Genomic DNA, 25874 nt, shown 5'->3' with positions numbered 1-25874 from the left:
AGCCAGGTTAGGAGGTAAGAATTATGGCCTCAGATGCCGTTGAGATTCTGGAACATCCGCGAACCCGGGATGTTTATATGCTGGTGGGATGGCGGCAATGGGCTGATGCCGGTTCGGTTTCCTCAGGTTTACCGCAGTATGTCATTCAAAGAGAAAAGGCACGCCGCATTGGTCAGATTCGTCCTGATGGTTTTTATATGTTTCAAATTCCCGGGACGCATGATTTGATTCGTCCGGTGATTAAATTTCGGGAGGGTTTCCCCGAATCTTTGCAGACTCCAGAAAATCCCTTGTATTATTTTGAAAGCAATCAACGAGGAGTGGTGATCTTGCTCGGTGATGAGCCGCATCTGGATGCTGAAAGGTATATTATGGCAATCCTGGATGCTGCCCGGCAGTTACGTGTTAAGCTGATTGTGGGAATTGGGGGGGTGTATGGTGAATTTCCTTATGAAAAAGAAAGGCTCGTATCCGGGAGTTACAGTCTCCCTGAAATCCAGGGTCGGATGAATGAACTGGCGCTAAGCCCCACCGATTACCATGGGGGCGTAAGTATTGGATCATACCTGTGTAAGCGGGCTGGCGAAAGGGGGATGGAATATATTGGTATGTACGCCATGGTGCCGTTATTTGATTTTTCCTCTATCCCGCAGATTGGCCGTTCCATTCAAATCGAGAATGATTTTATGGCATGGCTGGGGATCATGCGACGGGTAAATTACCTGTTCAAAATAGATGTTAATCTCACCGATTTAATGCAGAAGAGTAAACGCTTGCTCAATACGCTGGAGAAAAAAGTGGAGGAACTGGATCGGCTGGCACCTCAGGCAGGTATTCGGGATTACTTCGCCCGTCTCTCTGCAGAGTTCGAAGAAGTGCCCTTTATTCCCCTGGATGATGTATGGGAAGAGAGTTTACGCAAGATTCTTGATCGGTTAGAGGATGAACAGGAAGGTCCCGAAGGTGTTTGATCGCTTCTGAAGAAGCCCTTGTGTGTTCGGAGGAGAGTACTTCTAAGGAATCATCATTGGCGAACCAGATGGCGTTAAGGTGGCCGTAAGGCTTATCGAACAGGCTGTTTGAGGTTCACCTTGATTTATTTATTCGTCTTTACAACGTGAAAGTAGACCGGTATTGAAGGGCCTCGGCCAGGTGCTGAGGGGTAATCTGAGCATTGCCGGCAAGATCGGCGATGGTACGGGCCAATTTCAACGTCCGATGAAAGGCACGAGCTGAAAGTTCCATCTGGTTCATGGCGGCGCGCATGAGACGGACGCAGGTTTCGTCCAGTTGGCAAAATTTCCGCACTTCAGCCGGGCGCATATCAGCGTTACAGCGGATGGAATCGGACCGATTAAAGCGTTCTCTCTGGATAGCACGGGCTGCTTCGACGCGCTCACGGATGTTCTCAGAAGGTTCTCCAGCACGCCGATCGTTGAGTTTTTCGAACTCCACCCGGGGAACCTGGATGTGAATATCAATGCGATCCAGGAGGGGACCGGAAATCCGTTTTTGATACTTGATCACAGTGCCTGGAGAACAGGTGCAGGCCCTCACCGGATCATTCCAGTAACCGCACGGGCAAGGATTCATTGCGCCCACGAGCATAAAATTGGCCGGAAAAGTAAGGGACCCATTTGCCCGAGAAATGGTTACTATTTTGTCTTCCATGGGCTGGCGTAATACCTCCAGGACGCGTTGGCCAAATTCGGGCAATTCGTCAAGGAAAAGTACTCCACGGTGAGCCAGCGAGATTTCTCCCGGGTGCGGCTGATTACCTCCGCCAACCAGCCCGGCATGACTGATAGTATGATGGGGGGCGCGGAATGGTCGGGAGCGAATGAGCGGCACATCCTGAGGAAGCTGGTCTGCTACCGAATAGATGCGGGTGACATCGAGCGCTTCATCGATCGTCATTCGTGGAAGAATGGCCGGGAGAGCGCGAGCAAGCAGGGTCTTGCCAGAGCCGGGTGGCCCGACCATAAGAACATTATGCCCTCCGGCGGCGGCCACTTCCAGGGCCCGTTTGACGTGTTCCTGTCCCTTGATTTCGCTGAAATCGGTAACGACTTCTACGGAGATATCGCCAGGGTTGGTAGGTGGGTATGGAGAGATAGGACGGGTTTGATTAAGATGAGCGATTAGATCGGAAAGAGAAGCTACAGGGATGACTTCAAGGTGAGGGATTAGTGCTGCTTCGGCAGCATCGGATTGAGGGACGAAAACCCGGTTCATACCCTGTTCGCGAGCCACTGCTGCCATGGGGAGCACACCACGTACGTGACGAACACTTCCATCCAGAGATAATTCACCGATTACCAGGCTATTTTCAAGCGCCTGAGATGGAATTTGCTCACTGGCCGCCAGCACACCGAGAGCGATGGGGAGATCATAGGCGGGGCCTTCCTTTCGTACCGACGCCGGAGCAAGGTTGACGGTCACGCGTTTACGGGGATAAGCTAACCCGGTATTTTTAATAGCTGATTGTACTCGTTCACGGCTTTCCTGGACGGCGGCATCAGGCAAACCCACAATGACCATGCCTGGAAGCCCGGGGCTGGTGTCTACTTCTACTTCTACCAAAACGCCATCCAGTCCAACTACCGCGCAAGAATAGATGCGAGCGAGCATGAGGTAAGTTTAGATGGGCTCTGGTAAAATGTCAACAATTCTATGAAGCCCGATTGGACTCTCAATATGATCCCTCCCCGGTTTTTTAAGAGCCGAACCCTCGTAGATGCACCTTTGATTCTGTATCTGGTAGCAACAATATTGGGTGTATGGGTGGCTTATGATCGCAGTCAATCGTGGTATCTCTTGGGTATGATTTGGATCAGCGGTGGGATTTATGGTCTGGTATCCTGGAAGACGGGAGCATCTCTGCGGTGGGAGTGGATTCTCAGGTTGGTAACCCTGGCAGGTGGTGTGATGAGCCTGTTTTTTATATGGGGGCTTTCTCATCATCCACCTGAGGATAAAGCGGTGGTTCTATCCACAATCATCGAGAGGCTGGGGCGATTCCTGCCTCCTTTCCCATTCTGGCAGCCTTTTCCCAATAGCGCGGCGATGTTTTTTGAAGGGCTCTTCTTTCTGGGAATGGGATGGGTACTGTTTGAAAGAGCCAGGGGGTGGAAAATTACCGCAGGAGTCGCTACGGGATGGATCGGTCTGGGACTGTTGGTCAGTCAGTCAAGAGGTTCCTGGGTAGCCATTGTGCTTGTAAGTGTGTTATGGCTGGCCTGGCATTACCGTGCGGCACGATGGGGGTTGCTGGGTGGGATTGTGTTGCTGGTCTTTTCCCTGGGTCTTGTCCTGGTACGGCACGACTGGCAATTTCTTGCGCAGGTTCCGGTGGTTAACGAAACCCTGGTGCCCTTATTGATGCGACCTGACCGGATAGAAGTTTACCAGGGGAGTATCTCGCTTTTGCAGGACGTGCCTTTCACCGGTATTGGGCTGGGCGGCCAGTTCGCGATGATTTATTCTCGTTTCGTGCTACTCATTCAGGTACCTTTTCTCACTTATTCGCATAATCTGTTTCTTGAAACATGGTTAGAGACAGGGATACTGGGATTGGGTGCTTTCGTCTGGATGATTTTTGCGGTGATTTGGGTGGCATTTCCTGCTCTGAAAGCACGGAATGACCCATGGCTGGAAGGAGCTTTTGCGGGGTGGCTTGCCTTTCTCATCCACGGGGTAACCGATGCCAGACCATTTGTGGATGCGTGGTGCTGGTTTCCCTTTTTCCTGCTGGCTGGATTAATCGTCGGACGTTTGAAGAACCTGGAACCTGTATCCAGATCGAGAACGTGGATTCCTTTCGTCTTCCCTGTTCTCTTCTGGGGCATCATGGCTTTGGTTATACCGCTGGATCGTGCCACCTGGGATGGTAATATGGGGGTGTTGCGTTATATGAGGGCTGAATTACAACCCGGGGTATCGGAGGTAGAAAGGGTAAATTGGAAAAGCCAGGCCGAGCGCTTATTGAGAGACTCAGTCTTTCGGAGAGAGAACCAACGGAGCGCACATTTTTATCTTGGAATGATTTTAGAAGACGAAGAACGTTTTCCTGAAGCGGTCAGTGAATTTGAAGCCGCTGTGAGAGCCGACCCGGCAAACCCGGCAATAATCAAGGCGCTGGGGTTGGCTTATACCTGGAATGGTCAATCTGTGGAAGCAGCACAGGTGTTGAAACAAACTGCCCGGATTGAGGAGGAGTTGAACACCTGGGCCGGGTGGCGCAGTGAAAGGGGCGAAAAGAATCTGGCGCGAAATGCTTATCTGGTTTCTCTACGAATTCAGCCCGACCAGCCTGAAGTAATGGATGCTCTAAAAAGACTATCAGGGAATTAAGCGTCAGTGAAGCAAGTCGGGAGGAGGTGAGAGGAAATGAAACTGGGAATTTGTGGTTTTTTGAGTGGAAAAAATGCGAATGGTCACGAATTTGATTTTTTATCCCTGGCCAGACACGTTGGATTTGATTATGTAGAATGGCCGCTTTCCACACTGGCGGGCTTGAGTGAAGAGGATTTTTCAGAGGCCGTCAGGAAATTAAAGGGCAGTGGAATGGTGTGTGAGGCCTGTAACCTTTTCTTCCCCGGAACTTTAAGGCTCACAGGTGCGGAAGTGAATCGTCAGGCGGTAAAAGATTATCTGGAACATGCACTTGGCAGGGCTGGCCAGTTGGGGGTACAGGTGGTAGTGTTTGGAAGTGGTGGCGCTCGCCGGGTGCCTGAGGGGTTTCCAAAAGAACAGGCCTGGGTTCAACTGGTGGAGATGTTACGCTCAGCGGGAGAAATTGCGCGGCGTTTTGGAATTGTGATTGCGATTGAACCGCTTAACCGAGATGAAACGAACCTTATTCATACCGCGGCCGAGGGATTTGCCCTGGCCAGACTGGTTGATCACCCTTCTGTGCGCCTGTTGCTTGATATTTACCACATGGTAAAAGAGAATGAGGATTTTGGGGTGGCTCGGACAGCACGCGAATGGGTAGCTCATGCACATTTTGCTGAACCAAACCGAAGAACTTTCCCTGCTGTTATTGATGAGACGGGGCGAGCCTTTTTCGAGGCGTTAATCCAGAGTGGATATACCGGCCGGGTAAGTCTGGAGGCAGGATATGTAAACTTTGAACCAGAGAGTCAGCAGGCCTTAAAGGTGATGCGGGAGCTCGCGGGATGAGGAAGTGTACTAACCCGTCCGGGCGGCTTTCAGGTTCGCGCGAATTTGGTCAACATGCTCCTGGGTGTGAGCGGGAAACTCCAGTTGAAGGAGTTGAAAGGCCAGTCGCCAGAAGCTACCTTTGTTGGCCACAAAATTCTCGGGAAGCTCGCGCAGGAGGAAGATCGTTTCGTCTTCTGCTCTTTTAAGCTCATCCAGAAGATAAGCGATGGTTCGAAAAACGCTGGCAGTTGCAGCTACCCTGGCATTCAGGTTGTCAGAGTAACCATCACTGACCCGCTCCTGGCTGAAGACGACATCGTTGATATAAGCCTGAGTGTCGCGCTCGACATGAATGAGGTGGGCAATGACTTCTTTAATCGACCATTCCTCAGGTGCGGGTTTAAATTCAGCCTCTGACTCTGAAACATTCTGGAGGGCTTCTTCAAGCATGTCATTGGCACGGGTATAAAGGGATTGAACTGCCTGGCTTAAGGCTTGCGGGGTGGAGGGGATTTTTGGGAGCGGACGGCGAGACAGCTCGAGGAGCAGTTGTTTTTTTTCGGCTCCTCGATAGAAAACCACTTCGAGTGCATCACCGGCCTGGTATTTTTCAAGAATGCGGAGGACACCTGGAAAATCGTTGCAGGGGTGTCCTCCCAGGGTGATTAAAACATCGTTTTTCATCAGCCCGGCTTTCTGAGCCGAAAACCCTTCAAAAACTCCCTCGATTCGCATACCGGTCTCAACAGGTATACCCAGCATGGCAGCCCGCCGAGCGTCAAATTCACCAAAGGAAACACCAAGCATGGGACGATTGATAATCCGAAGATCTGGCCCCTGTTCTAGAACCGAAACCAGGTTTTTAATAGCATTGGTCCATCCGCGAGCTATTTCTTCACGGGCTTTTTCCCATTTCGTTGTGTTGCCCAGACCAAGATGCTCCAAGGTGAGGAGGGTGGAACGCTCGCCTGAATTCTGGAGAGTTATTTCAACCCGGGTCGGTGCAGGCTCATTCCGGCCATGCCATGTCCAGAATATCTGATGCTGGGGTTCGATGGAAGTAAATTCACCGCATACGTAATAACCATTGTGCCAGGCGATGTAAAAACGCCCACCGGCTTTAGGTTCGACCGTAGCGATATCACACAGCCATTCGCGCAGAGCTGTGGCATTGGTAAAGGCGCGGAAGAGCTGGGATATGGGAGCATTGACTGGCTGGGTATATTTCAGGCTGCTGGTCATGCCTGTCCTCCCGTAGAGAACCCCTTAATGTCAGGAAAATCTATCTCATTATACTGTATGGGTGGTTTACAACCAACTGGAAGAAGAAGCAAGAAATCATCCCGGCGGTTATTCATCCTGGTGAGGAATCAGAGAAACTTTTCTTTCCTGTTTTCGTAAAGACTTTTGAAAGGAGTGTCCTTTATGAACGAACGTCCCGGTTGTTTAATCGGGTTGTTGAAAATTGGGCTTCTTCGCTGGGTCTACGATGGATTACAACGGACTTTCGGCTGGAAGAGCGGCTCTTGCCTGGGTTGTGGATGCGGGGTAATCCTGTTTATCCTTTTCATCCTTCTCTTGGTCTCGATCATCTTTGACACCGACTGGTTTAGACTTGTACAGGCTTTCGGTTTGATATGAAAAAGACACCATCTCCTGTTTATAAACGAGGGGATGGTGTCTTAGGATGTACATCCCGGCGAGAAGAGAGACAGAGGGGGAAGGATAAGATCGTTATTCTTCCGGTGGCTTACTGTTCAGGCCTTTCCCAAGCTCCAGTGACCGTTCATAGGCTGCCCAGATGGCGCGTGAGATAGCGGTGCGAAAACCGGCTTTCTCGAGGTAATACAAAGCTTCGGCAGAGGTACCACCCGGTGAAGTAACCTGATTGCGTAACTGTGCAGGGTGCCCTCCGATTTTTTGATAATATGAAACAGATCCGAGGATCGTTTGGTTGACCAGCTGCTCGGCGATACGTCGAGGGAAACCCATATGAACGCCGGCGTCGATGAGGGCTTCCATGAAAAGGAAAACATAAGCCGGCCCGGTGCCCGATAGGGCAGTTGCCATATCGAGGTAATTTTCCTCTTCAACGAAGACTTCCTGGCCCAGAGCCAGCAATACCTGTCGAGAGAATTCCATCTGTTCAGGGGTTACGTAACGAGAGACTGTCCAGACGGTAATACCCTCGCCAATTTGGGCCGGGGTATTGGGCATGGCGCGGACGACCGCCTGGTGCTGTAGCCCTTCTGAAATGATCTGGATGGTTGCCCCTGCGATAATGGAGAGAACCACTGCACTGGGAGAGATTTTTCCGCGCAGGCCAGAGATGACGCGGGAAAGCTTCTGAGGTTTTACAGCCAGGAGCACCATATCAGCGCCTTGCACAGCCTGGGCATTATCGGTGTATGGTTGAATGCCATAGCGCTCATGCAAGGCCTCTACCCGGGTGGCCAGCGGGCCAGAGGCGCGGATACGTTCCGGTGTAATGATGTTTTTCCGAAGCAGGCCACCAATGATGGCTTCACCCATGGCGCCGGGTCCGATCAATGCAATGATTGGGGTCTGATTCATAGTTAGGTTTTTCCTCCTTTAGCGTGCCAGCGGGCGAAAATTGCGGTTGAAAGGTATCGTCCTGCGCTTTTTTCAATTAACACAACTTCTCCGGCTTCAGTTTCTCCGGGCCAGGTTTGCATTAATTCTTGAACGGCGTAATACAGCGTAACTGCTGACGCCTTAACTGCATAAGCCGTGAGTAAAATGAACCGGGGATGAGGCCCAAGAATCCTCCCAACCTCCTGAAGCAGTTCAGGGAGGAGTTTGAAGAATTCCCAAACTTCACCTTTAGGCCCCCGGCCGAATTTTGGGGGGTCGAGAATAACTCCATCATATTTGGAACCTCTCCGTTGTTCGCGACGGACGAATTTCATGGCGTCGTCTACCAGCCAGCGAATGGGGGCGTCTGTCAAACCGGATTGGCGTTGATTCTCTTGCGCCCACGCAATGGCCTTTCGGGAGGCATCAATATGGGTAACCCGTGCCCCGGCTTGAGCGGCGGCAAGGGTCGCCAGGCCGGTATACCCGAAAAGATTTAAAACCTGGAGCGGCCTTTTGGCACTCTGAACCTGCTCTGTGATCCAATCCCACTGACTGGCCTGCTCCGGGAAAACCCCCAGGTGTTTGGAGCCACCCACCTGGGCCCAAAACCGCAGGTTACGGTATTGCATCGCCCAGCGCTCGCGAGGGGGAACCCGCCATTCCCAGTGCCCACCGTTTTCTTCGGGGGTAGAGACAAAGCGGGCTTGAGCTTTTTGCCAGGCTGTCTCGGGGAGGGCCGGTTTCCAGATGGCTTCGACATCTGGGCGAATGCAGGTGACCGGGCCAAATCTTTCCAGGCGCTCGCCGTTTCCACTATCAAGTAACTCGTAATCTTCCCAATCGGGGGAAGGGAGCAGCAGAATTTGAGGGGGGGAGATGGGTTTTGCGATCATCTATCGATGAAGTATATCATGGCACCTTCGGAGGTGGATTGTTTTTTAGAAGAAAAGGCTGGAGTATAATCCTCCGCATGTGGAGGCGATATGGTATATGACTTTGACGAAGTTATCGATCGTCGCTCAAGCGATAGCGAAAAATGGAATCAATATGAATCGGATGTGCTTCCCCTGTGGGTAGCAGATATGGATTTTCGCGTGGCCAAACCCATTGTGCACGCTTTATCCGATCGGTTGTCTCATGGGGTGTTTGGTTATGGAAAAGATGGGCCGGGCCTGCGTGAAGCAGTAAGCGAACGGATGGAAAGATTGTACGGCTGGAAGGTAAATCCTGACGAAGTGGTGCTCTTCCCGGGGGTTATTTCGGGCTTCAACCTGGCTTGCCAGGCATTTACGAAAGCGGGAGAGGGTGTGCTCGTTCAGACGCCGGTATACCCGCCATTCTTGAGCGCTCCTCTCAATGCAGGGGCGTTGCGCCAGGAAATGGAGTTATGCCGCCAACCTGATGGGCGGTATACAATCGACTTTGAGCGGTTTGAATCCGCGATGGATTCTACTACCTGTCTCTTTCTGTTGTGCAATCCGCACAACCCGGTGGGTAGAGTGTTCACGCGCGAAGAATTGCAGGCAATGGCAGAAATTTGCCTGAAGCGAAATGTCTTAATCTGTGCAGATGAAATTCATGGGGAACTTGTTTTTGAGGGACACCGACACGTTCCCATTGCTTCCCTGAGCCCGGAAATTGGCCAAATGACCATTACTCTCGGGTCGCCGAGTAAAGCCTTCAATATTCCCGGTTTATATTGCTCCTATGCGATCATTCAGAATCCCGAACTACGCAGGCGCTTTCAGGCAGCCAGGCGTGGTCTGGTGGGGCATGGGAATATCCTGGGTATGGTGGCTGGAGAGGCAGCTTATCGGGAGGGGGACGAGTGGCTTGCCCAGGTGTTGCGTTATTTACAGGTGAACCGTAACCTTCTGTATGATGTCATCCGGGAGACCATGCCTGATCTGAAGATGGCCTTGCCTGAGGGCACTTATCTGGCATGGATTGATTGTCGTTCAGCAGGGATCCATGAAAAGCCAGGGGAATTTTTCTTAAAAGAGGCGCGGGTGGCACTTGTCGATGGGGAGGTTTTTGGAAAAGGTGGAGATGGATTTGTGAGGTTAAATTTTGGGTGCCGGCGGGCAGTTCTCCTGGAGGCTCTGGAGAGGATGCGCGCGGCTCTGGAGAGAAAATGAACAAAAGGACTCTGCGGAATTGCGCAGGGGCTTTCGCGATTAGCATTTTAGTATTGCCGTTGGTGGCTTTTCTTATCCTGGCCGGGTTGTGGGGCGCGGGTCGATTTTTAATCATTTCTGAACCTCCTTTGAGCCAGGTGGATGTGGTAGCGGTGTTGAGCGGGGGAGAAATTGATCGGATTGACGAGGCCGTTCAGTTAATCCAGAAAGGGTATGCCCGTTATTTAATCCTCACCGATACGGATGCAATGGCAGATAGTGGACGTCGGATGACAGATTATCTGTTCAGCGAGGCTGCTAACCGGGGGCTGGCTGTTCCACAAATAGATATTACCCGTCACACAGCTTCCAATACCCGAGAAGAGGCTGCCGCTATTCGTCAGTTGATGGAAGAACGCGGGTGGCGTTCGTGTATTGTGGTGACAGATCCCTACCACAGCCGCCGGGCTCAGATTATTTTTTCGAATGTCTTTCGTGATTCCGGATTATCTGTTCAGGTGCATTCGGTGCGTGGGCACTGGTATACCGTCAGGGGTTGGTTTTTGCACCGGGCAGGTTGGAAGGCCATGTTTCAAGAGTATTTAAGAATTTTTGCCACCTTGCTGGGTCTGGATAAATAATCAAAGAATGCTCTACGATGAGCTTTTTAAAATAAATCAGGGGCGTTTTTAGACGCCCCTGAACGTGGTTAATGCTGTGAATTAGCTGATGGGGGTAACGTGAGCCGCCTGGAGTCCTTTAGGACCTTGTTCGATCTCAAATTCTACCTTCTGGCCCTGCTTGAGGGAACGGTAACCTTCCATCTCAATGGCTGAGAAATGCACGAAAACGTCATCTCCATTGTTGTCGTCACGGCCGATGAAGCCATAACCTTTGGTGGCATTGAACCATTTGACGGTGCCAACATAACGATCAGACATTCTTACACACTCCATCTAGAAATGAATTCGGCGACGCAGTCCCGCCAACAAACCCTCTTGCAGATGCCCACCCGGGCAAGGCTGTAGCGATTTTGAGGCGAATTCCAAGCGTCTTACACGTCCGCAAGGTTATCACTTAAAAAAGGGACTGTCAAGGATAAGGATAGAGACGCTGACAATGAAATTGTTTTCCCGCCATCAGTTCTGTGTAAAAACCAGATGCTGGATGATGGCTGGTGACACCATTGCCCGACCTATTTTCTAACCTTTCTATCATAGATTGGTGGTATAATTTTTTTTGAAAGAAGTCCAATAGAGCGATGAGGCTCGCGATCAATGTCTGTGGCAGACTGATAGCCTCTACTGGAGCTTACGCCGGTAGAGGCTTTTTTATTGAGGTGAGAGTAAATGACAGTTTTTCTAAGTGTTCTTTTTCTAGACAGGGGAATTGCCGAACAGGCAGAATCTGCTGGACAACCCGTTTACTTTCCGGACTTAAACCTGGATCAGGCAGTTAAAGAAATTGTATCTGGGCGGCAGGATTACAGGCTTAAGCCTTTTTTCTATACCCCTCTCCATGATATCGATCAGATTCTCTATCGACAAGAGGTGGGAAAAGACCTGGAAAACCCGCTCTTGATAAAAGAGGTTCAGGCGTTTGCTGAACAAATGGTTTTGGCACGCCGATATCTGGGTTTGATTGATCAGCTTTATTTCAAAAATCATAAAGAGGGGTGGTTCCTGGAGTCGATTTTAGCCTATGGTAAGGCTGTGGAAGGACTTGCTGCAGGTATTTCATCGGTAGATCTCCAATCACGAGGACTAAAGGCCCTGCGTGATTATCTGCATCATTATGTGGAATCGGAACGGTTCACCGCCATGATGGCGGAAGCAAGAAAAATAAAAGATGAACTGGCCACTATTCAATATTGCGTTCACATCAAAGGGAATTGGGTGCAAGTTCGGGCTTATGAGTCGGAACCTGATTACAGTCAGGAGGTAGAACAGACCTTCTTGAAATTTAAACAAGGAGCGGTGAAGGATTATCGTCTTAAGCTCGGTGGAGCTGGCATGAGTTATGTTGAGGCCCAGATTTTAGATTGTGTGGCGAAACTCTACCCGGAGATTTTTGGTGCCTTAGACCGGTTTTGCCAGGATCATCTCGATTTTATGGATGAGACGATTCGGGTGTTCGACCGTGAAGTTCAGTTTTATCTGGCTTATTTTGAATTCATTTCCAGGCTGAAACAGGCTGGCCTGAAATTCTGTTACCCGCAGGTTTCAAACACGGAGAAAACGGTTTGGGCTTACGAAGCTTTCGATATTGCACTGGCCAATCAATGTGTGACCGGGGCACTGCCCGTTGTCACCAATGATTTTGAGCTCCGAGAAAATGAAAGGATCATTGTGGTCACTGGGCCCAACCAGGGTGGAAAGACCACCTTTGCGCGTATGTTTGGGCAAATCCACTATATGGCCAGCCTGGGTCTTCCCGTCCCCGGGGAGGAAGCCCATGTATTCCTGTGGGACCAGATTTATACCCATTTCGAAAAAGAGGAAGATATCCGCAACCTTCGGGGTAAGTTGCAGGATGACCTGGTCAGGATTCACGAAATCCTGAAACATGCTACCTCAGATAGCATCCTGATTATGAACGAGATTTTTACTTCGACTTCCTTGAAGGATGCCACCTTTTTAAGCAAGCGAGTGATGGAGGCCATTGTACAGCTGGATGCATTTTGCGTCTGGGTAACGTTTATCGATGAACTGACTTCTTATCACAAGAAAACCGTCAGTATGGTCAGCACTGTATTACCAGATAACCCTATGATTCGGACCTTTAAGGTGATAAGAAAACCGGCCGATGGCCTTTCGTTCGCCATTCATATTGCAAAGAAATATCGGTTGACCTATGAACAGATTAAGGAGCGGATTCCAGGATGAAAGCTTACTTAATGTACCCAGATAGAGATCTAGACCTTGAACAACCTCTTCCTTTTAATGAGGAGGACCTGGTTCAGGATTTGGAATTGAACACTTTATGGAATGCTATGGCTAGAGGGGATAAATTTCTGTACAAAGTAGCCAGGCAAGTGGTTCTGACGGGTTTAAAAGATCCAGAAGAAATTCGTTACCGCCAGGAAATTTTGCAAGATTGTTTGAACCATCCCGAGGTGATCAGAGAAATATATCAAATTCCCATTGAGGCGATGGAAAACAAAAGGAAGAACTGGATGGGTATATTTACCTATTACCCAAGTGGTATTTTGAGTAGCTCTATTGAAATGATGGAGATGTTTTTAGATGAGTTAAGAAAATTACGTCATATCGCCGAAGAACATGGGGCGGTATTTGCTTCCAGAGGCTTTAAGGCCTTTTTTGAGATGATTCAAAAAGAGCTTGACGATAGTTTTTTCATGGAGGCTGTTCAGCATCTAAAGGCTTTGAGGTTTCGGCAAGGTGTTTTGCTGGGTGCCAGACTGGGAATGGGTAACGAGGGAATGGATTATGTTTTGTTGAAAATGCCTGTGAAAAGGCGGAGTGTGAGTGATATTCTTCTTCGGAGAAAGCCAGTTTACAGTTTTTATATCAGTGAACGGGATGATGCAGGAAACAGGGCCCTGTCTGAATTAAAAGACAGAGGGATTAACCTGGTGGCTAATGCCCTTGCTCAATCTGCTGACCATGTAGATAGTTTCTTTCGTATGCTGCAAACCGAACTGGCTTTCTACATCGGGTGCTTAAATTTATATGAAAAACTAAATGAGATGGGATGCCCGGTTACATTCCCTTCTCCTGCGCCAATGACCGAACGGAAGCATTCCTTTCGTGGCTTATATGATGTTTGTCTGGCCCTGACTATGAAGCAGAAAGTGGTGGGAAATGATGGAAAGGGAGATGGTAAGGAGCTTTTCATCATCACGGGGGCCAACCAGGGGGGAAAATCTACTTTTTTACGGAGCATTGGTCTGGCTCAACTGATGATGGAATGCGGTATGTTTGTCCCGGCTGATGAATTTTCTGCGAATGTATGCGCTCATCTTTTTACACACTATAAGCGTAAAGAAGATGCCTCGATGAAAAGTGGAAAGCTGGATGAAGAGCTGAGTAGAATGAGTGACATTGTGGATCATCTCATTCCACATAGCGTCGTGTTATTCAATGAATCCTTTGCGTCCACCAATGAGCGTGAAGGATCAGAAATTGGGAGGCAGATCACTACTGCGTTTCTGGAGAGGCAGATCAAGGTATTTTTTGTGACGCATTTCTACGAGTTTGCCCATAATTTCTACACTCAGCGAGATAAGCGCTTTTTGTTTTTGCGAGCTGAAAGGAAGTCGGGTGGAAAGCGCACATTTAAGCTGATCGAGGGAGAGCCGCTTCCAACAAGTTTTGGGGAGGATATCTATTCTTCCGTCTTTGGAAACACTTCACCGGTACCCGAGTCAGCTACTCAGGAAATTGCTACCTGAGGCAATATGAAATGAGGACTAAAAGGGCATCCAGCCCAATGGCTGGATGCCCCTGAAACACTCAGGTAAGAGACAAAGTTTATTACCTGACAAAAGCTTTTCTGCCAGCATAAACGGCAGTTTCGCCAAGTTCTTCCTCGATGCGCAAGAGCTGGTTGTATTTTTCGATCCGTTCCCCGCGGCAGGGGGCGCCGGTCTTGAGGTGGCCAGTGCCCATGGCAACGGTAAAATCGGCAATAAAGCTGTCAACCGTTTCTCCGGATCGATGAGAAACCATGGCTCCCCAACCGGCTTTTCTGGCCAGCTCAATTGTGGCAATGGTCTCACTGAGGGTGCCAATCTGGTTGAGTTTGATGAGGACAGCGTTGGCAACGTTTTCGTTGATGCCCCGGGAAACGCGTTCAACATTGGTCACAAAAAGGTCGTCCCCAACCAGCTCGACTTTCTCGCCAACCGTCTGGTTGAGGAGCTTCCAACCACTCCAATCATCTTCTGCCAGCCCATCCTCCAGGACAACGATAGGGTATTTGTCAATCCATTCGGCATACATGGCTACCATCTCAGCGGAGGTAGCCTTTTTCCCTTCGGTACGTAAATGATAAACACCATCTTCGTAGAAACTGCTGGAGGCCGGGTCGAGGGCAAGGGCTATTTGCTCCCCGGGGCGATAACCAGCTTTTTCGATGGCCATAAGAATGATCTCGATCGCTTCAGCATTGGACTTCAAAGCAGGGGCAAAACCTCCTTCGTCGCCTACGCCGGTGGAATAACCTTTTTTCTTGATTACGCTCTTCAGGTTTTGATAAACTTCGCTTCCCCAGCGAAGAGCTTCACGGAAGTTTGGAGCGCCCACAGGGGCGATCATGAACTCTTGCAAATCGGTTCCCTGCCAGTTGGCATGCACGCCCCCGTTCAAGATGTTAAACATAGGTACCGGGAGAATTTTGGCACTTACACCTCCCAGGTAGCGGTAAAGAGGAAGGTGCAATTCATTTGCCGCGGCTCGGGCTACAGCCAGGCTAACGCCTAAAATGGCGTTGGCACCCAAACGGCTTTTGTTTGCAGTTCCATCCAGATCAATCATGGTTTTATCAATCAGGGCCTGATCCAGGGCATCCAGCCCCAAGAGAGCATCGGCGATATCTTGATTAACGTGAGCTACGGCCTGAAGTACGCCCTTGCCGCCAAATCGTGATGCATCTCCATCCCGCATTTCCAGCGCTTCATGAATGCCGGTAGAGGCCCCTGATGGAACTGCCGCACGAGCGAAAGTACCACTTTCCAGGGTTACTTCCACCTCTACTGTTGGGTTGCCGCGCGAGTCAAGAATTTCTCGAGCGTGGACACGAGCGATGATACTATTCATGGTTACTCCTTTTAGATAAAGTGACGGGTATGACAGGATATTAAAAAAGCCTCTGTCTGTGAATTCTCAAGACAGAGGCTATCAGCCGTGGTCGGCGGTTCGTTTAATTCCAGCGAGCCTCATCGCTATGTTGATTGTATACGGCTTAATTTCGATGTCAAGCCTTCATGGAGCAGGAGTTTAACCGGTCATGCTTCTTAACCGGCGTGTAATGAATCGCTATTTGATCAACAAACTTGTTCTTTTATTTCGTTTAGGGTTATGATAGGGAGCAAATGATAGAATGCTGGTTATCTTTTAGAAGAGTGTTCTGATGTTGACTTATTACTGCCCTCAATGCTGGTCGGAGGTTGCCGCGAATGAACGCGTCTGCCCTCATTGTGGATACCCTCTTGACGAATTTCGACAGCAGGCTTTTGAGGATAAGCTGTTGGCTGCATTGCATCACACATTGCCTGAGAGAAGGATCATGGCTGCCCAAATTCTCGGAAATTTAAAGAGCGAACGCGCTTTACCGGAATTTATAAAGATTATTGAGGGAAATGAGGAGGATTATTTTTTCCTTCGTGCAGTTTTACTGGCGGTGGTAAAAATACCTCATCCTGATCGGATCAAGATCTTGCAACGGGCCAGCCAGCATCCTTCTCGACTGGTTTCTGATCTGGCAAAAGAGTTGCTGGTTGACCTGAATGAAGGGCACGTTAATGTACAGCGATGGGATCGCCATACCGGATAGATGTGGAATCCCAGGGTTTTTGCTGTATTCGATTAAGCTATTTCCCTTAAAACTCATCTATCCGGTGATTAAACTTTTCTGCCGGATAACCTGTAAAAAAAGTGAGCGTGCGGAGCCATGCTATACGCTCTTGAGGAGTTAGCTTCTCGTCCCGATAAGCCCAGTTATGTTTTCGAATGTACTCCAACATCTGGCGCTGTTGGGTGTCAAGGCGGTTAATCGTGTCCTGGATCAAGAAATCTGCTGATTTTGGATATCGAACCATGTAATTTTCCAGCCCGATGCGTAAATGCTGGAGGCAGATGCCATTCGAACGCTGATAAGCCTCGATTAACTTTTGATCTTTAGCTTCAATGACCTCAAACAAAATGGAAAGGATATTTCTCCCGGATTGTTCTACCATTTCGCATACGGGGCATCGTTGTTGGGGCTGAAGGATGATGGAGATTTTTCGCTGAAAAAATTTTTCTCCCCATTTTCGCAGGACTTTAGAAAACCGTGTTTGGGCTTGGGGTTGGCTCCTGACTTTCTTTAAGTCCTGGCTGACGATTTTTGCCAGGAGGGAATATATAATGTTCACGCCCAAAACTGGACCGCTATTGGATATTTCGATGGCAACAAGCATTCGGGTGTGTTCCGGGCAGAAGCCGTACGCATTATTGATTGGTTTTCGGGTTGCCGGGTCGTTGGTATTTTCCCAAAGAAGGGTGTCGATCCATCGAATGGCGGCTTCATGCTCCAGTCGGCAAATGGCGCAACCGGGTTTTTCCAGGGCTTCTTCAAGGGTGACGATGGAGAGGGCAAATGCCATTTCTTTATCCTGAATAAAAAATGTGCCTCTACTTTTTCGAGTCATAAAGTAGAAGCTATCAGTCAGAGGACAATTATGGCGAGCTTCATCGCCAGGGTGATATTTGTATCAATTATAATCTGAATCATTGAAAGCCCTCGGGAAGCTTTTCAAGGTACGTTACAGGACACGAGTGCACAGGATTCTGGTACGGGGTTCATTGGTTGGATGGATCGATTAATGCTATAAATACTTTCGGATAAGCAATAGTCGGGTTTTCGATCATCCCTGAATACCTGGAGGAGATCATGGAAAAAGAATATCTGAAATGGTTTCTTGAGGCGCGCTTTGGTATGTTCATTCACTGGGGGATTTATGCCATTCCTGCCCGGGGCGAATGGGTGAAACAACAGGAAAGTATTCCGGAGTGGCAATACCAATCTTATTTTGGCACCTTTAACCCCATCCATTATGACCCGGCAGCATGGGCGCACCTGGCTCGGACGGCTGGAATGAAGTATGCTGTCATGACGGCTAAACACCATGATGGATTTTGCCTGTTTGACAGTCAGTATACTGATTATAAAGCGACCAACACCCCTGCAAAACGAGACCTGATACGGGAGTATGTGGAAGCTTTCAGAGCTGAAGGGCTGAAAGTTGGTTTCTATTATTCTCTGCTCGACTGGCATCATCCTGATTACCCGGTTGCGGGAGATCGCATCCACCCATATCGGAATAACCCCGAATATCAGGATCATCGAGGGAATCTGCCGCGATATGTGGAATATATGCACCATCAGGTGGAAGAATTAATGACCAATTATGGGAAGATCGATATTATCTGGTTCGACTTTTCCTATGATGATATGCAAGGAGAAGCCTGGAGGGCTACCGAGCTGGTGCAGATGGTGCGGCGGCTGCAACCCGGTATTGTGATTGATAACCGCCTGGGTGGAAATATCAAAGCCCGTGAGCCAGAGATTTATGCCGGTGATTTTGCATCTCCAGAACAAATTATCCCACCTGAGGGAGTAACCAACGAAGCCGGAGAGCCCATTCCGTGGGAGGCGTGTATTACTCTCAACGACCACTGGGGGTACGCCGCCTGGGATAAAAACTGGAAGTCACCCCGTACGGTGGTAAGGGCGCTGGTGGAATGTGTATCAAAAGGTGGCAACTTATTGCTCAATGTGGGGCCCACTGCCAAGGGAGAAATCCCTGAAGAATGCGTGGATATTCTCCATCAGGTAGGAAAATGGATGCACCGCAATGGGGAAAGTATTTATGGTTGTGGGCATGCGACATTAGAACGCCCGGAGTGGGGGCGCTGGACGCGTAAAGGAAACAGGCTCTACGCTCATATTTTGGAGCGGGGGATTGGCCCGATTAATCTGCGTGGTCTGGAAGGAAAGATTGCCTATGCCAGACTTCTGGCCGATGACTCTGAGATTCGCCTTGAGCGTCCATGGAATGCGGCTGAATATCCAGAAGATGCCTTTCTTTCCTTCCCAACCGCTGAGTTACCCGATGAGTGGGATACGGTGGTGGAGCTGGTCTTGAAATAAGCGCTCCGTGGTGGGATTGGTGGACAAATGGTGAGGTGGTTGTGGGTATGAAAATCCTTGTCACAGGTAGTAATGGTGGTATTGGACGCTGGTTGACAAAACGATTATTAGAAGCCGGGCATTCTTTAATCACCACCGACTTACAGGCTCAAAAACCAGAAGAAGGCCGTGAGCACTACCCTGGTGATATTACCGACTTAACTCTGGTTCGGCGTCTGGTTCAGGGAGTAGATGCGGTGGTGCATCTGGCGGCCATTGCTTATGATGTTCCTGGCCGGGATGATCTGGTATTAGAGACTAATATTCGTGGTACGTGGAATGTGCTTCTGGCATGTGCCGAAGCTGGAGTACAGCGAGTGGTGAATTTTTCGAGTATTAATGCCCTGGGACAGGCCGAGCCACATCACACCGGGCTTTATCTCCCCCTGGACGATGAAATTCCCCACTTTGTGACTCGTTCGTACTTCCTTTCAAAGCATATCGGCGAAGAGTTATGCCAGGCTTTCGCTTTACGGAGTAATATGACTGTGATAAGCCTGCGACCTACTGCGGTCTGGCATCCGGGCTCTTCCAGGGACCACTGGTGGAGCTGGCTACCTCCTGAGCAGAAAGAACAGATTGGAAAAAATGATTTCTTTTCTTATGTAGATGTACGTGATGTGTGTGAGGCAGTGTTGCTCAGCCTGGTTGCGCCTGTTTCGGGTCATGAGGCGTTCTTGCTGACAGCTGATGACACCACCTCAGACCGACCATCGGAGGAATTGGTAGAGACCTTTTATGCTTCCCTGCCCTGGTCGAGGATCAGCCGCGAGGAATATTTCAACGGTCAGCCCTATCGAAGCCTGGTTGATTGTACCAAGGCAAAACGCCTGCTCGGTTGGTCACCAAAATTCAGCCGAAGGGACCCCTCAGCAGGGTACTTGAGGGAGAATCATGGCTGAGGTGGTGACGCTCGGTGAATGTATGGCGTTAATCTACCCGGCAGAAGCAGTGAGCCTTGAGGTCTGTTCGGATTTGCGCATGGATATCGCCGGGGCTGAGTCGAACCTGTGTATCGGGCTGGCCAGGTTGGGGCACAGTGCTTTGTTTATTAGCCGGGTTGGAGCTGACCCTTTGGGGGCGCGTATTTACAAAACGCTTCAGAAAGAAGGAGTTGATACCCGGGCGATAAGCACAGACCCAAACGCTCCTACGGGTGTTTTCTTTCGAGAACACTTTCTCGATGGTCAGCGGCGAGTCTATTATTATCGAAATGGCTCGGCGGCATCACGGTTAAACGTGGAGGATCTCCGGGAGGAGTGGTTTACCGGGGCTAAAATTTTACACCTGACCGGAATCACCCCGGCATTAAGTGCTTCCTGTGCGGATGCCTGTCAGAAAGCCATTGAGATGGCCAGGGAACGAGGAATGAAGGTTTCATTTGATCCTAACTATCGGGCACGCCTGTGGGATGAACAAACCGCCCGAAAAAACCTCCTCCCTTTGATGAAACAGGCTGATTTTCTGCTGATGGGCCACGAGGATGCACGGGCGTTGTTGGAGGTGGAAGGGGCAGAAGAGAGCCTGAGAGCTGCGTCTGTTCTGGGGCCTTCGATTGTGGTGTTTAAACAAGCGGAGGAAGGTGCGTTTGTGTTGGATGCCGGAGAAATTGTGAATGTTCCGGCTTATCCGGTGGAGAAAGTGGTTGACCCGGTAGGTGCAGGGGATGGTTTTGATGCTGGCTTCTTAGCAGGCTGGTTACGCGGCCTACCGGTTATCGATTGCCTGAAAGCGGGGGCGAGGGTGGGGGCATCTGCGGTACAGGTTCTGGGGGATTACCACGGGTATCCTGCAGAAGCTGAGGTTTTTCCGCCAGAAAGGAGATAGATTATAGATAATGGAAACATATCCTATTCCAATGGTTCCCGGGCCCGTTCGTGTGCCTGAAGAGATCAGGCAGGTTTACCTGAAGGATTATGGATCCGGGGATCTTGAACCAGAATTTTTGGATTTGTATAACCAGACGGAGGCCAACCTTCAGAAGATTCTCCAGACCCAGAATCGGGTGGTGATCATGACCGGTGAAGGAATGCTGGCTCTTTGGGGGGCGCTCAAAAGCACTCTGAGGCCCGGAGACCGGGTACTTTCCATTGCTACCGGCGTGTTTGGGTATGGGATCGCAGATATGGCCCGCAACCTGGGGGCTCAAGTGAAGACGGTTGGGTTGCCTTACGATGAAACCATTCGAGACTGGGAGGATATCGATCAGGTCATCCAGACGTTTCAACCCAAAATGATCACCGTAGTTCACTGTGAGACGCCTTCAGGGACGCTCAACCCGCTGGCAGAGCTGGGAAGGCTGAAGAAAAAACATGGAGTACCCTTACTTTACGTAGATGCGGTTTCCAGTGTGGCTGGTGCACCCGTAGAGGTAGATGCCTGGGGGATTGATCTGTTGCTGGGAGGTTCACAAAAAGCCCTTTCAGCTCCCCCCTCTACCTCGTTTGTTGTGGTCAGCGAACGAGCCTGGGAGGTTATCCATGAAGTGGGTTATATCGGGTATGATGCCCTGCAACCGTTCTCAACCGCCCAACGTGATTTTTACTTCCCCTACACGCCTTACTGGCATGGAGTGGCCGCGCTGCATACAGCGACTGAGTTGATATTAAGAGAAGGATTGGATGCAGTATTTACCCGACATGACCAGGTTGCGCGGTTTTGCCGGCAAAGGTTGCAGGAAATTGGTTATGAATTATTTCCGGCTGCGCAGGCGATTCCTTCTCCAACGGTGACGGCGGTGAAAGTGCCACCGTTTATCCCGTGGGAAGCGCTAGACCGGCGAGCCCGTCAACATGGACTGGTTGTGGGGGGAAGTTATGGCCCACTGGCAGGCAAGGTATTCCGATTGGGGCACATGGGCAGCCAGGCAAATATGGAGCTGGTAACCCGGGCTCTGGATGTTCTGGAAACCATTTTAAGAAAATAACACCTCAGACCGAAAAATCAGGCGTATGGGAGCATAACCCCATACGCCTGATTGGTTATTTACGATTCAGAACATAAGACTGGCGTGGATTGCGAGCTGGCCACACGGTAATCATAGGTCTTTTCATCAGCTTTGATAATGATCCAGTAACCATCGACGGTTGCCTGGGTGTAGTACACCCCTGGTTTTGGGCAACCCAGCGAGCCATCATTCCAGGTGACAAATTCACTGCGGAGAATTTCAATCCGGGATGGTTTGTGCCCAAGCCGTTGTTCAAGGTCGGTCAGAACCTTATCCAGTACATCCTGAGGGGCTTCACCAGTAACAGGCGCATTCGTGACGGGAGACATGATTGGTTCCTCCGGGGAAGGGGTGTGGGTTGGAGCTGGGGGGAGAGTTGAGGTATTCACTGAAGTGGGAGAAGCCTGTTGCGGGGTGTTGGTGAGGGGAGAACAGGCAAACAGGATGAATAGCAGAAGAGTTGTGAAGAGTATCGCAGTGATTTTCATGGGTCAATCCTTTCATGGAAATACCGGTAGAAGGTCAATGGGTATTCGAGTAGAAGCTGTTCTTTCTAACCTTTATAGAAAAGACGCGTTTAGGTTATGAAATGTTCCACTCGGAAAAAGGTTTTCATTGTTCCAGAATGAATTGTCTTGTTCCTTGACATTTAATATCTAAAATTGTACTATCGATCTGGCGGCTTTTTTCTTTGGATTAGATGAAAAAAGGGGTGTTACGACTTTTCCATAGTGCCCTGGCAGGTTCTACCTGAACGAGGTTTTTTGGAATTAATCCATCAGCCGCCAAAGGGTTTCGTGAAGGTTTTCTGGAAAGGAGGGTGGTTATAGGGATATTTTCTTGAAAAAGGATTTCTTATTCTTTGTTCTTGATTTCTTAGGAGGGAGTCTTATGAAAGGTCTTCAATTGGTTGGCCGTTGGGTAATAGCGGCCCTGTTTATCATCGGCCTTGGGTTTTCGACAGTGTCACCAGCTCGAGCCGATGTTCCACTGCCATCTTTCACCCGTGCTGACGATCTTCTGCTTCAGACCCCAGCCGAAACTGAGTATCTGGGACTGGACCCAGGGCTTGCCACACAGGCAGGGTATCGTCAGGTGGTCATTCGTCTCTCGGCTGCTCCAGCAGGCCTCGCTCCTGATCCTGCTTCACAAAGAAGGCAGGCAGCGGCTATTGACGCTCAGCAGAATGAGGTAATCAACCTGGTTAAGGCAATTGATCCCGGGGCAACGGTTCTGGGTCGGACGCGAATGGTGTTGAACGCGGTGATGATGGAGGTGGATGCCACCAAACTGGCAGAGATCGTTCGTGATGCGCGCGTGATAGCCATTAATCCGGTTGGTCTTTATGAAGTGGATCTTTCGGAAACAGTGCCTTATATTGGGGCGACTGCTCCGGTTCAGGCGGCTGGATATGGTGGACGTGATGTCAGGGTGGCGGTGCTGGATAGTGGGATTGATTACACCCATGAGGCATTCGGCGGGCCGGGTACTCTCCAGGCTTATCTGGATGCTTACGGTACCTCGACCAATGACCCGAAAAACACCACCCGGGATGGTCTCTTCCCAACAGCTCGTGTGGTAGGTGGATATGATTTTGTGGGCGAGGTCTGGCCGAATGGCCCTCTGGCGCCGGATGAAGACCCTATTGATTGTGGGCCGGCGGTAATTGGCGGGTTGTGCGCCGGTGGGCATGGAACCCACGTGGCGGATATTATTGGAGGGAAAAAGGGGGTTGCCCCGGAGGTGAGTCTGTATGCCGTGAAGGTCTGTTCGGCTGTATCCAGTTCTTGCAGTGGGGTCGCCATCCTCCAGGGCATTGATTGGTCAGTTGATCCGGATCAGAACGGGGATACCACAGATCATGTGGATATCATCAACATGTCTCTGGGGGCGTTATACGGGCAGAACTACGATAATGCAACTGCGATTGCCGTAGATAATGCCACAGCCATTGGAATTCTGACCGTATCTTCGGCAGGAAATAGTGCAGATAAACCGTATATTGTGGGCACACCCAGTGGAGCACGAACTGCTCTTTCGGTCGCTCAAACGGAAGTGCCTTCTGCGGCTCTTCAAGGGCTTGAGGTTCTGACCCCGCCTGTGATTGCAGGTACCTATGGAGCGGTATTCCAGCCATGGTCAGCTCCATTGACCGCGGTTATTGAAGCGCCCGTACAGTACGGGGATGGGGCCGGCGGTAATTTGCTTGGTTGCTCGGCTTTTGCGCCTGGCTCGCTGGCCGGTAAAATTGTGCTGGTTGACCGGGGTACCTGTGGTTTTAGCGTGAAAATCAGCAATATTGCGGCAGGAGGCGGTCTTGCCGGGATCATCGGGCTGGTTGCCCCTGGAGACCCCTTTGAAGGGGGCTTTGGTGGAGGTACACCGAATGTCCCGGGGTACATGATCCGTCAGGTAGATGCCAACCGAATCAAAAGCCAGCTGGCTGTGGGCGTGACCGCAAGACTTGATCCGGCTAACCGCCCTTCTCTGGTGGGTACAGTAGTGGGTTCCTCTTCCCGTGGGCCGACGATGGGGAAAATGTTTTATGGGAACGCTGTAATGTACGGCCAGATGATTAAACCGGAAATTGGCGCACCGGGCGCCTCCGTTTCCGCTGTGGCGGGTTCGGGCACGGGAACCGAAGCTTTCGGAGGTACCTCTGGGGCTTCACCGATGGTGGCAGGTGCCGCTGCTCTCATCAAGGATGTCAACCCCTTCCTTTCTCCTCAGGAAATAAAAACCTGGTTGATGAACAATGCAGAAACCAATATCATGAACAAGCCGGCTCTCTTTGGAGATGGTCTGGCGCCGATCTCGCGGATCGGTAGCGGTGAGGTGCGGGTTGATCGTGCAGCCGCGGCCAAAGCTGCAGCCTGGGAGAGCGTTAGCCAAATTGGGGCACTCTCCTTTGGTTTTGTAGATGTAACGGGGGTTACCAAGATCAAACGCACGGTAATGGTAAAGAACTACTCAGATAAAGCAGTTACATACACGATCACTCCTACCTTCCGCTTTGCGGATGATCAGGCAACCGGTGCGGTCTCGGTGGATGCGCCTCCGTCGATCAATGTTCCCAAAAGGAGTAGCAAGAGCTTCACTGTGACCCTTACGATCAATGGCGCCCTCTTACGCGATTGGGGTATAAACCTGGGGTCTCAGGGAGGTGACGCAACCACGCTAACGACCTTTGAGTATGATGGCTACCTTGTTCTGACCCCCAACTCGGGTTCTTTCAACAATATTAATCTGCCCTGGCATGTGTTACCTCGAAAGGCAGCCAGTGTAACAGGGGTATCAAGCGTGAAGCTCAACACACCTGTTACTTTCACCAATAAAGGGGTGGCAACGGCTCAGGTTGATACCTATGCGCTGGTTGGCGTGAATCCATTCAACCTGGCAAGCGGGTTCGCAGGCGAAGGTCAACCGGTGACGGTGCTTAAAAACGTCGGTTATATAACCTATGACGGCACCGGAATTTGCCCGGGGAATACCTTCCTGATGCAGTTTGCCATTCATGCCTATCAGAGAAGTACCACACCAGAGACACCCTACCAGGCATGGGTTTACATCGACGTTGATCGGGACGGAGTTTTTGACTTCGCCGTGGTCAATGCCGATTTCACCTTGAATACTTTGAACGATGGTCGGAATCTGGCATGGGTGGTGAACTTGCGCACCGGAAGTGCCAGTGCCTTTTTCTTCACCGATCATGGCTCCAATACGGCCAATATGGTGTTGACTATTTGTGGCAGCCAGCTTTCTGACCCAACCCGTCCGGCGGCCCTGGGTGGGCCTATCCCGGTACCTTCAATTGGCCAGCCTTTGGATGTTCTGGTTCAATCTGAAGATAACTACTTTACCGGTAATGTGATGAGCTACATTGATGGTATTGTGGTTGTCCCGGGTGGAGAGCGTTACATTGGGTTGATTAACGATATTCCTGCGGGTGGTTCCAGCTCCCTGACTGTTGTGCATACCGGTGTCACCTCTCCGGTGACACAGTCTGGTGTGCTGTTGATGTTCGATGGCTCCCGTGGGGGTATTAAAAATGGCAACCCTGAAGGGAAAGAGGCTATTGCGGTTACGGTTCAACCATAAGCCTTCTGGTAAGTGAAGAATTGGGGCTGCCTGAA

General features: G+C 50.4%; 22 protein-coding genes and 2 riboswitches. Of the genes, 14 read left to right on the top strand and 8 right to left on the bottom strand.

Features of this window, described 5'->3' with window-relative positions:
* The first annotated feature begins 23 nt into the window (after nt 1–23).
* Nucleotides 24–971 carry a PAC2 family protein gene (locus tag ATHL_RS08520; protein ID WP_062192156.1) on the top strand — a complete coding sequence of 316 codons (948 nt, stop codon included), beginning with the start codon at nt 24–26 and terminating at the stop codon, nt 969–971.
* A gap of 139 nt (nt 972–1110) precedes the next feature.
* On the opposite strand, the gene ATHL_RS08515 is transcribed toward ATHL_RS08520, so the two are convergent.
* Nucleotides 1111–2631 (bottom strand): YifB family Mg chelatase-like AAA ATPase, encoded by a 1521-nt coding sequence (locus tag ATHL_RS08515; RefSeq protein WP_062192153.1) that lies wholly within the window; start codon nt 2629–2631, stop codon nt 1111–1113.
* Between the two features lie 42 nt (nt 2632–2673).
* Between ATHL_RS08515 and ATHL_RS08510 the strand changes: the two genes are divergently transcribed.
* Together ATHL_RS08510 and ATHL_RS08505 are read left to right on the top strand one after the other, a co-directional pair.
* Nucleotides 2674–4353 (top strand): O-antigen ligase family protein, encoded by a 1680-nt coding sequence (locus ATHL_RS08510; RefSeq protein ID WP_084001287.1) that lies wholly within the window; start codon nt 2674–2676, stop codon nt 4351–4353.
* Nucleotides 4354–4389: 36 nt separating this feature from the next.
* Entirely contained in the window at nt 4390–5184 is a 795-nt protein-coding gene (locus ATHL_RS08505; RefSeq protein ID WP_062192139.1) for a sugar phosphate isomerase/epimerase family protein, read from the top strand.
* Nucleotides 5185–5193: 9 nt separating this feature from the next.
* On the opposite strand, the gene ATHL_RS08500 is transcribed toward ATHL_RS08505, so the two are convergent.
* Entirely contained in the window at nt 5194–6408 is a 1215-nt protein-coding gene (locus tag ATHL_RS08500) for an SRPBCC domain-containing protein (RefSeq protein ID WP_062192136.1), read from the bottom strand.
* A 183-nt stretch (nt 6409–6591) separates the two neighbouring features.
* Between ATHL_RS08500 and ATHL_RS08495 the strand changes: the two genes are divergently transcribed.
* A complete protein-coding gene (locus ATHL_RS08495; protein ID WP_062192133.1) occupies nt 6592–6807 on the top strand; it encodes a hypothetical protein in 216 nt (71 codons plus the stop codon).
* Between the two features lie 93 nt (nt 6808–6900).
* Here ATHL_RS08495 and proC read toward each other — a convergent pair whose 3' ends face one another.
* Nucleotides 6901–7740, bottom strand: a complete 840-nt coding sequence (gene proC / locus ATHL_RS08490; protein ID WP_062192130.1) for a pyrroline-5-carboxylate reductase — start codon at nt 7738–7740, stop codon at nt 6901–6903.
* Nucleotides 7741–7742: 2 nt separating this feature from the next.
* The gene (locus ATHL_RS08485; RefSeq protein ID WP_062192127.1) at nt 7743–8657 is read right to left on the bottom strand and encodes a class I SAM-dependent methyltransferase; all 915 of its coding nucleotides are present in this window, start codon (nt 8655–8657) and stop codon (nt 7743–7745) included.
* 90 nt (nt 8658–8747) lie between these two features.
* Between ATHL_RS08485 and ATHL_RS08480 the strand changes: the two genes are divergently transcribed.
* The gene (locus ATHL_RS08480) at nt 8748–9902 is read left to right on the top strand and encodes a MalY/PatB family protein (protein ID WP_062192124.1); all 1155 of its coding nucleotides are present in this window, start codon (nt 8748–8750) and stop codon (nt 9900–9902) included.
* The gene (locus ATHL_RS08475; RefSeq protein ID WP_062192120.1) at nt 9899–10522 is read left to right on the top strand and encodes a YdcF family protein; all 624 of its coding nucleotides are present in this window, start codon (nt 9899–9901) and stop codon (nt 10520–10522) included. Before ATHL_RS08480 ends, ATHL_RS08475 begins: the two co-directional genes overlap by 4 nt.
* Nucleotides 10523–10603: 81 nt before the next feature.
* Here the strand turns inward: ATHL_RS08475 and ATHL_RS08470 are convergent, their stop codons facing one another.
* On the bottom strand, nt 10604–10822 hold the full coding sequence (locus ATHL_RS08470; RefSeq protein WP_062192117.1) for a cold-shock protein: 219 nt from the start codon (nt 10820–10822) through the stop codon (nt 10604–10606).
* 408 nt (nt 10823–11230) lie between these two features.
* Between ATHL_RS08470 and ATHL_RS08465 the strand changes: the two genes are divergently transcribed.
* Nucleotides 11231–12766 (top strand): MutS-related protein, encoded by a 1536-nt coding sequence (locus tag ATHL_RS08465; RefSeq protein WP_062192114.1) that lies wholly within the window; start codon nt 11231–11233, stop codon nt 12764–12766.
* Nucleotides 12763–14295, top strand: a complete 1533-nt coding sequence (locus tag ATHL_RS08460; protein WP_062192112.1) for a MutS-related protein — start codon at nt 12763–12765, stop codon at nt 14293–14295. Before ATHL_RS08465 ends, ATHL_RS08460 begins: the two co-directional genes overlap by 4 nt.
* Nucleotides 14296–14377: 82 nt before the next feature.
* Here ATHL_RS08460 and eno read toward each other — a convergent pair whose 3' ends face one another.
* Entirely contained in the window at nt 14378–15661 is a 1284-nt protein-coding gene (eno, locus tag ATHL_RS08455; RefSeq protein ID WP_062192109.1) for a phosphopyruvate hydratase, read from the bottom strand.
* Between the two features lie 65 nt (nt 15662–15726).
* Nucleotides 15727–15797, bottom strand: a riboswitch (Fluoride riboswitch).
* A 177-nt stretch (nt 15798–15974) separates the two neighbouring features.
* Between eno and ATHL_RS19505 the strand changes: the two genes are divergently transcribed.
* Nucleotides 15975–16397, top strand: coding sequence for a HEAT repeat domain-containing protein (locus tag ATHL_RS19505; protein ID WP_084001286.1), 423 nt, complete (start codon nt 15975–15977; stop codon nt 16395–16397).
* Nucleotides 16398–16443: 46 nt separating this feature from the next.
* Here ATHL_RS19505 and ATHL_RS08445 read toward each other — a convergent pair whose 3' ends face one another.
* Nucleotides 16444–17208, bottom strand: coding sequence for a DUF6062 family protein (locus ATHL_RS08445; protein ID WP_062192104.1), 765 nt, complete (start codon nt 17206–17208; stop codon nt 16444–16446).
* Nucleotides 17209–17250: 42 nt separating this feature from the next.
* A riboswitch (Fluoride riboswitch) is annotated at nt 17251–17310 on the bottom strand.
* A 185-nt stretch (nt 17311–17495) separates the two neighbouring features.
* Here ATHL_RS08445 and ATHL_RS08440 point away from each other — a divergent pair.
* Genes ATHL_RS08440 through ATHL_RS08425 form a run of 4 tightly spaced genes read left to right on the top strand, consistent with a single transcriptional unit; the run spans nt 17496 to nt 21720 of the window.
* Nucleotides 17496–18755: an alpha-L-fucosidase gene (locus ATHL_RS08440; RefSeq protein ID WP_062192101.1), complete on the top strand. Its 1260-nt coding sequence runs from the start codon at nt 17496–17498 to the stop codon at nt 18753–18755.
* Nucleotides 18756–18802: 47 nt separating this feature from the next.
* Nucleotides 18803–19696, top strand: coding sequence for an NAD-dependent epimerase/dehydratase family protein (locus tag ATHL_RS08435; protein ID WP_062192099.1), 894 nt, complete (start codon nt 18803–18805; stop codon nt 19694–19696).
* A complete protein-coding gene (locus tag ATHL_RS08430) occupies nt 19689–20621 on the top strand; it encodes a sugar kinase (protein WP_062192097.1) in 933 nt (310 codons plus the stop codon). The genes ATHL_RS08435 and ATHL_RS08430 overlap by 8 nt, the downstream gene beginning before the upstream one ends.
* Before the next feature lie 10 nt (nt 20622–20631).
* A complete protein-coding gene (locus tag ATHL_RS08425; protein ID WP_062192094.1) occupies nt 20632–21720 on the top strand; it encodes a pyridoxal-phosphate-dependent aminotransferase family protein in 1089 nt (362 codons plus the stop codon).
* Between the two features lie 59 nt (nt 21721–21779).
* On the opposite strand, the gene ATHL_RS18855 is transcribed toward ATHL_RS08425, so the two are convergent.
* On the bottom strand, nt 21780–22070 hold the full coding sequence (locus ATHL_RS18855) for a hypothetical protein (protein WP_162787647.1): 291 nt from the start codon (nt 22068–22070) through the stop codon (nt 21780–21782).
* Between the two features lie 562 nt (nt 22071–22632).
* On the opposite strand from ATHL_RS18855, the gene ATHL_RS08415 reads away from it, so the two are divergent.
* Nucleotides 22633–25839, top strand: a complete 3207-nt coding sequence (locus ATHL_RS08415; RefSeq protein ID WP_062192089.1) for a S8 family peptidase — start codon at nt 22633–22635, stop codon at nt 25837–25839.
* Nucleotides 25840–25874: the final 35 nt, after the last annotated feature.

This window comes from Anaerolinea thermolimosa (genome assembly GCF_001050195.2).
Lineage (GTDB): Bacteria > Chloroflexota > Anaerolineae > Anaerolineales > Anaerolineaceae > Anaerolinea > Anaerolinea thermolimosa.
This window is presented reverse-complemented; position numbering and strand designations above follow the sequence as displayed.

What these genes read in the sequence shown, in the direction of transcription:
- eno (WP_062192109.1), bottom strand. Translation starts at nt 15,661, where the DNA reads ATGAATAGTATCATCGCTCGTGTCCACGCTCGAGAAATTCTTGACTCG.
- ATHL_RS08495 (WP_062192133.1), top strand. Translation starts at nt 6,592, where the DNA reads ATGAACGAACGTCCCGGTTGTTTAATCGGGTTGTTGAAAATTGGGCTT.
- ATHL_RS08500 (WP_062192136.1), bottom strand. Translation starts at nt 6,408, where the DNA reads ATGACCAGCAGCCTGAAATATACCCAGCCAGTCAATGCTCCCATATCC.
- ATHL_RS08435 (WP_062192099.1), top strand. Translation starts at nt 18,803, where the DNA reads ATGAAAATCCTTGTCACAGGTAGTAATGGTGGTATTGGACGCTGGTTG.
- ATHL_RS08505 (WP_062192139.1), top strand. Translation starts at nt 4,390, where the DNA reads ATGAAACTGGGAATTTGTGGTTTTTTGAGTGGAAAAAATGCGAATGGT.
- proC (WP_062192130.1), bottom strand. Translation starts at nt 7,740, where the DNA reads ATGAATCAGACCCCAATCATTGCATTGATCGGACCCGGCGCCATGGGT.
- ATHL_RS08485 (WP_062192127.1), bottom strand. Translation starts at nt 8,657, where the DNA reads ATGATCGCAAAACCCATCTCCCCCCCTCAAATTCTGCTGCTCCCTTCC.
- ATHL_RS19505 (WP_084001286.1), top strand. Translation starts at nt 15,975, where the DNA reads ATGTTGACTTATTACTGCCCTCAATGCTGGTCGGAGGTTGCCGCGAAT.
- ATHL_RS08515 (WP_062192153.1), bottom strand. Translation starts at nt 2,631, where the DNA reads ATGCTCGCTCGCATCTATTCTTGCGCGGTAGTTGGACTGGATGGCGTT.
- ATHL_RS08470 (WP_062192117.1), bottom strand. Translation starts at nt 10,822, where the DNA reads ATGTCTGATCGTTATGTTGGCACCGTCAAATGGTTCAATGCCACCAAA.
- ATHL_RS08425 (WP_062192094.1), top strand. Translation starts at nt 20,632, where the DNA reads ATGGAAACATATCCTATTCCAATGGTTCCCGGGCCCGTTCGTGTGCCT.
- ATHL_RS18855 (WP_162787647.1), bottom strand. Translation starts at nt 22,070, where the DNA reads ATGTCTCCCGTCACGAATGCGCCTGTTACTGGTGAAGCCCCTCAGGAT.
- ATHL_RS08430 (WP_062192097.1), top strand. Translation starts at nt 19,689, where the DNA reads ATGGCTGAGGTGGTGACGCTCGGTGAATGTATGGCGTTAATCTACCCG.
- ATHL_RS08440 (WP_062192101.1), top strand. Translation starts at nt 17,496, where the DNA reads ATGGAAAAAGAATATCTGAAATGGTTTCTTGAGGCGCGCTTTGGTATG.
- ATHL_RS08465 (WP_062192114.1), top strand. Translation starts at nt 11,231, where the DNA reads ATGACAGTTTTTCTAAGTGTTCTTTTTCTAGACAGGGGAATTGCCGAA.
- ATHL_RS08460 (WP_062192112.1), top strand. Translation starts at nt 12,763, where the DNA reads ATGAAAGCTTACTTAATGTACCCAGATAGAGATCTAGACCTTGAACAA.
- ATHL_RS08415 (WP_062192089.1), top strand. Translation starts at nt 22,633, where the DNA reads ATGAAAGGTCTTCAATTGGTTGGCCGTTGGGTAATAGCGGCCCTGTTT.
- ATHL_RS08520 (WP_062192156.1), top strand. Translation starts at nt 24, where the DNA reads ATGGCCTCAGATGCCGTTGAGATTCTGGAACATCCGCGAACCCGGGAT.
- ATHL_RS08475 (WP_062192120.1), top strand. Translation starts at nt 9,899, where the DNA reads ATGAACAAAAGGACTCTGCGGAATTGCGCAGGGGCTTTCGCGATTAGC.
- ATHL_RS08445 (WP_062192104.1), bottom strand. Translation starts at nt 17,208, where the DNA reads ATGGCATTTGCCCTCTCCATCGTCACCCTTGAAGAAGCCCTGGAAAAA.
- ATHL_RS08480 (WP_062192124.1), top strand. Translation starts at nt 8,748, where the DNA reads ATGGTATATGACTTTGACGAAGTTATCGATCGTCGCTCAAGCGATAGC.
- ATHL_RS08510 (WP_084001287.1), top strand. Translation starts at nt 2,674, where the DNA reads ATGAAGCCCGATTGGACTCTCAATATGATCCCTCCCCGGTTTTTTAAG.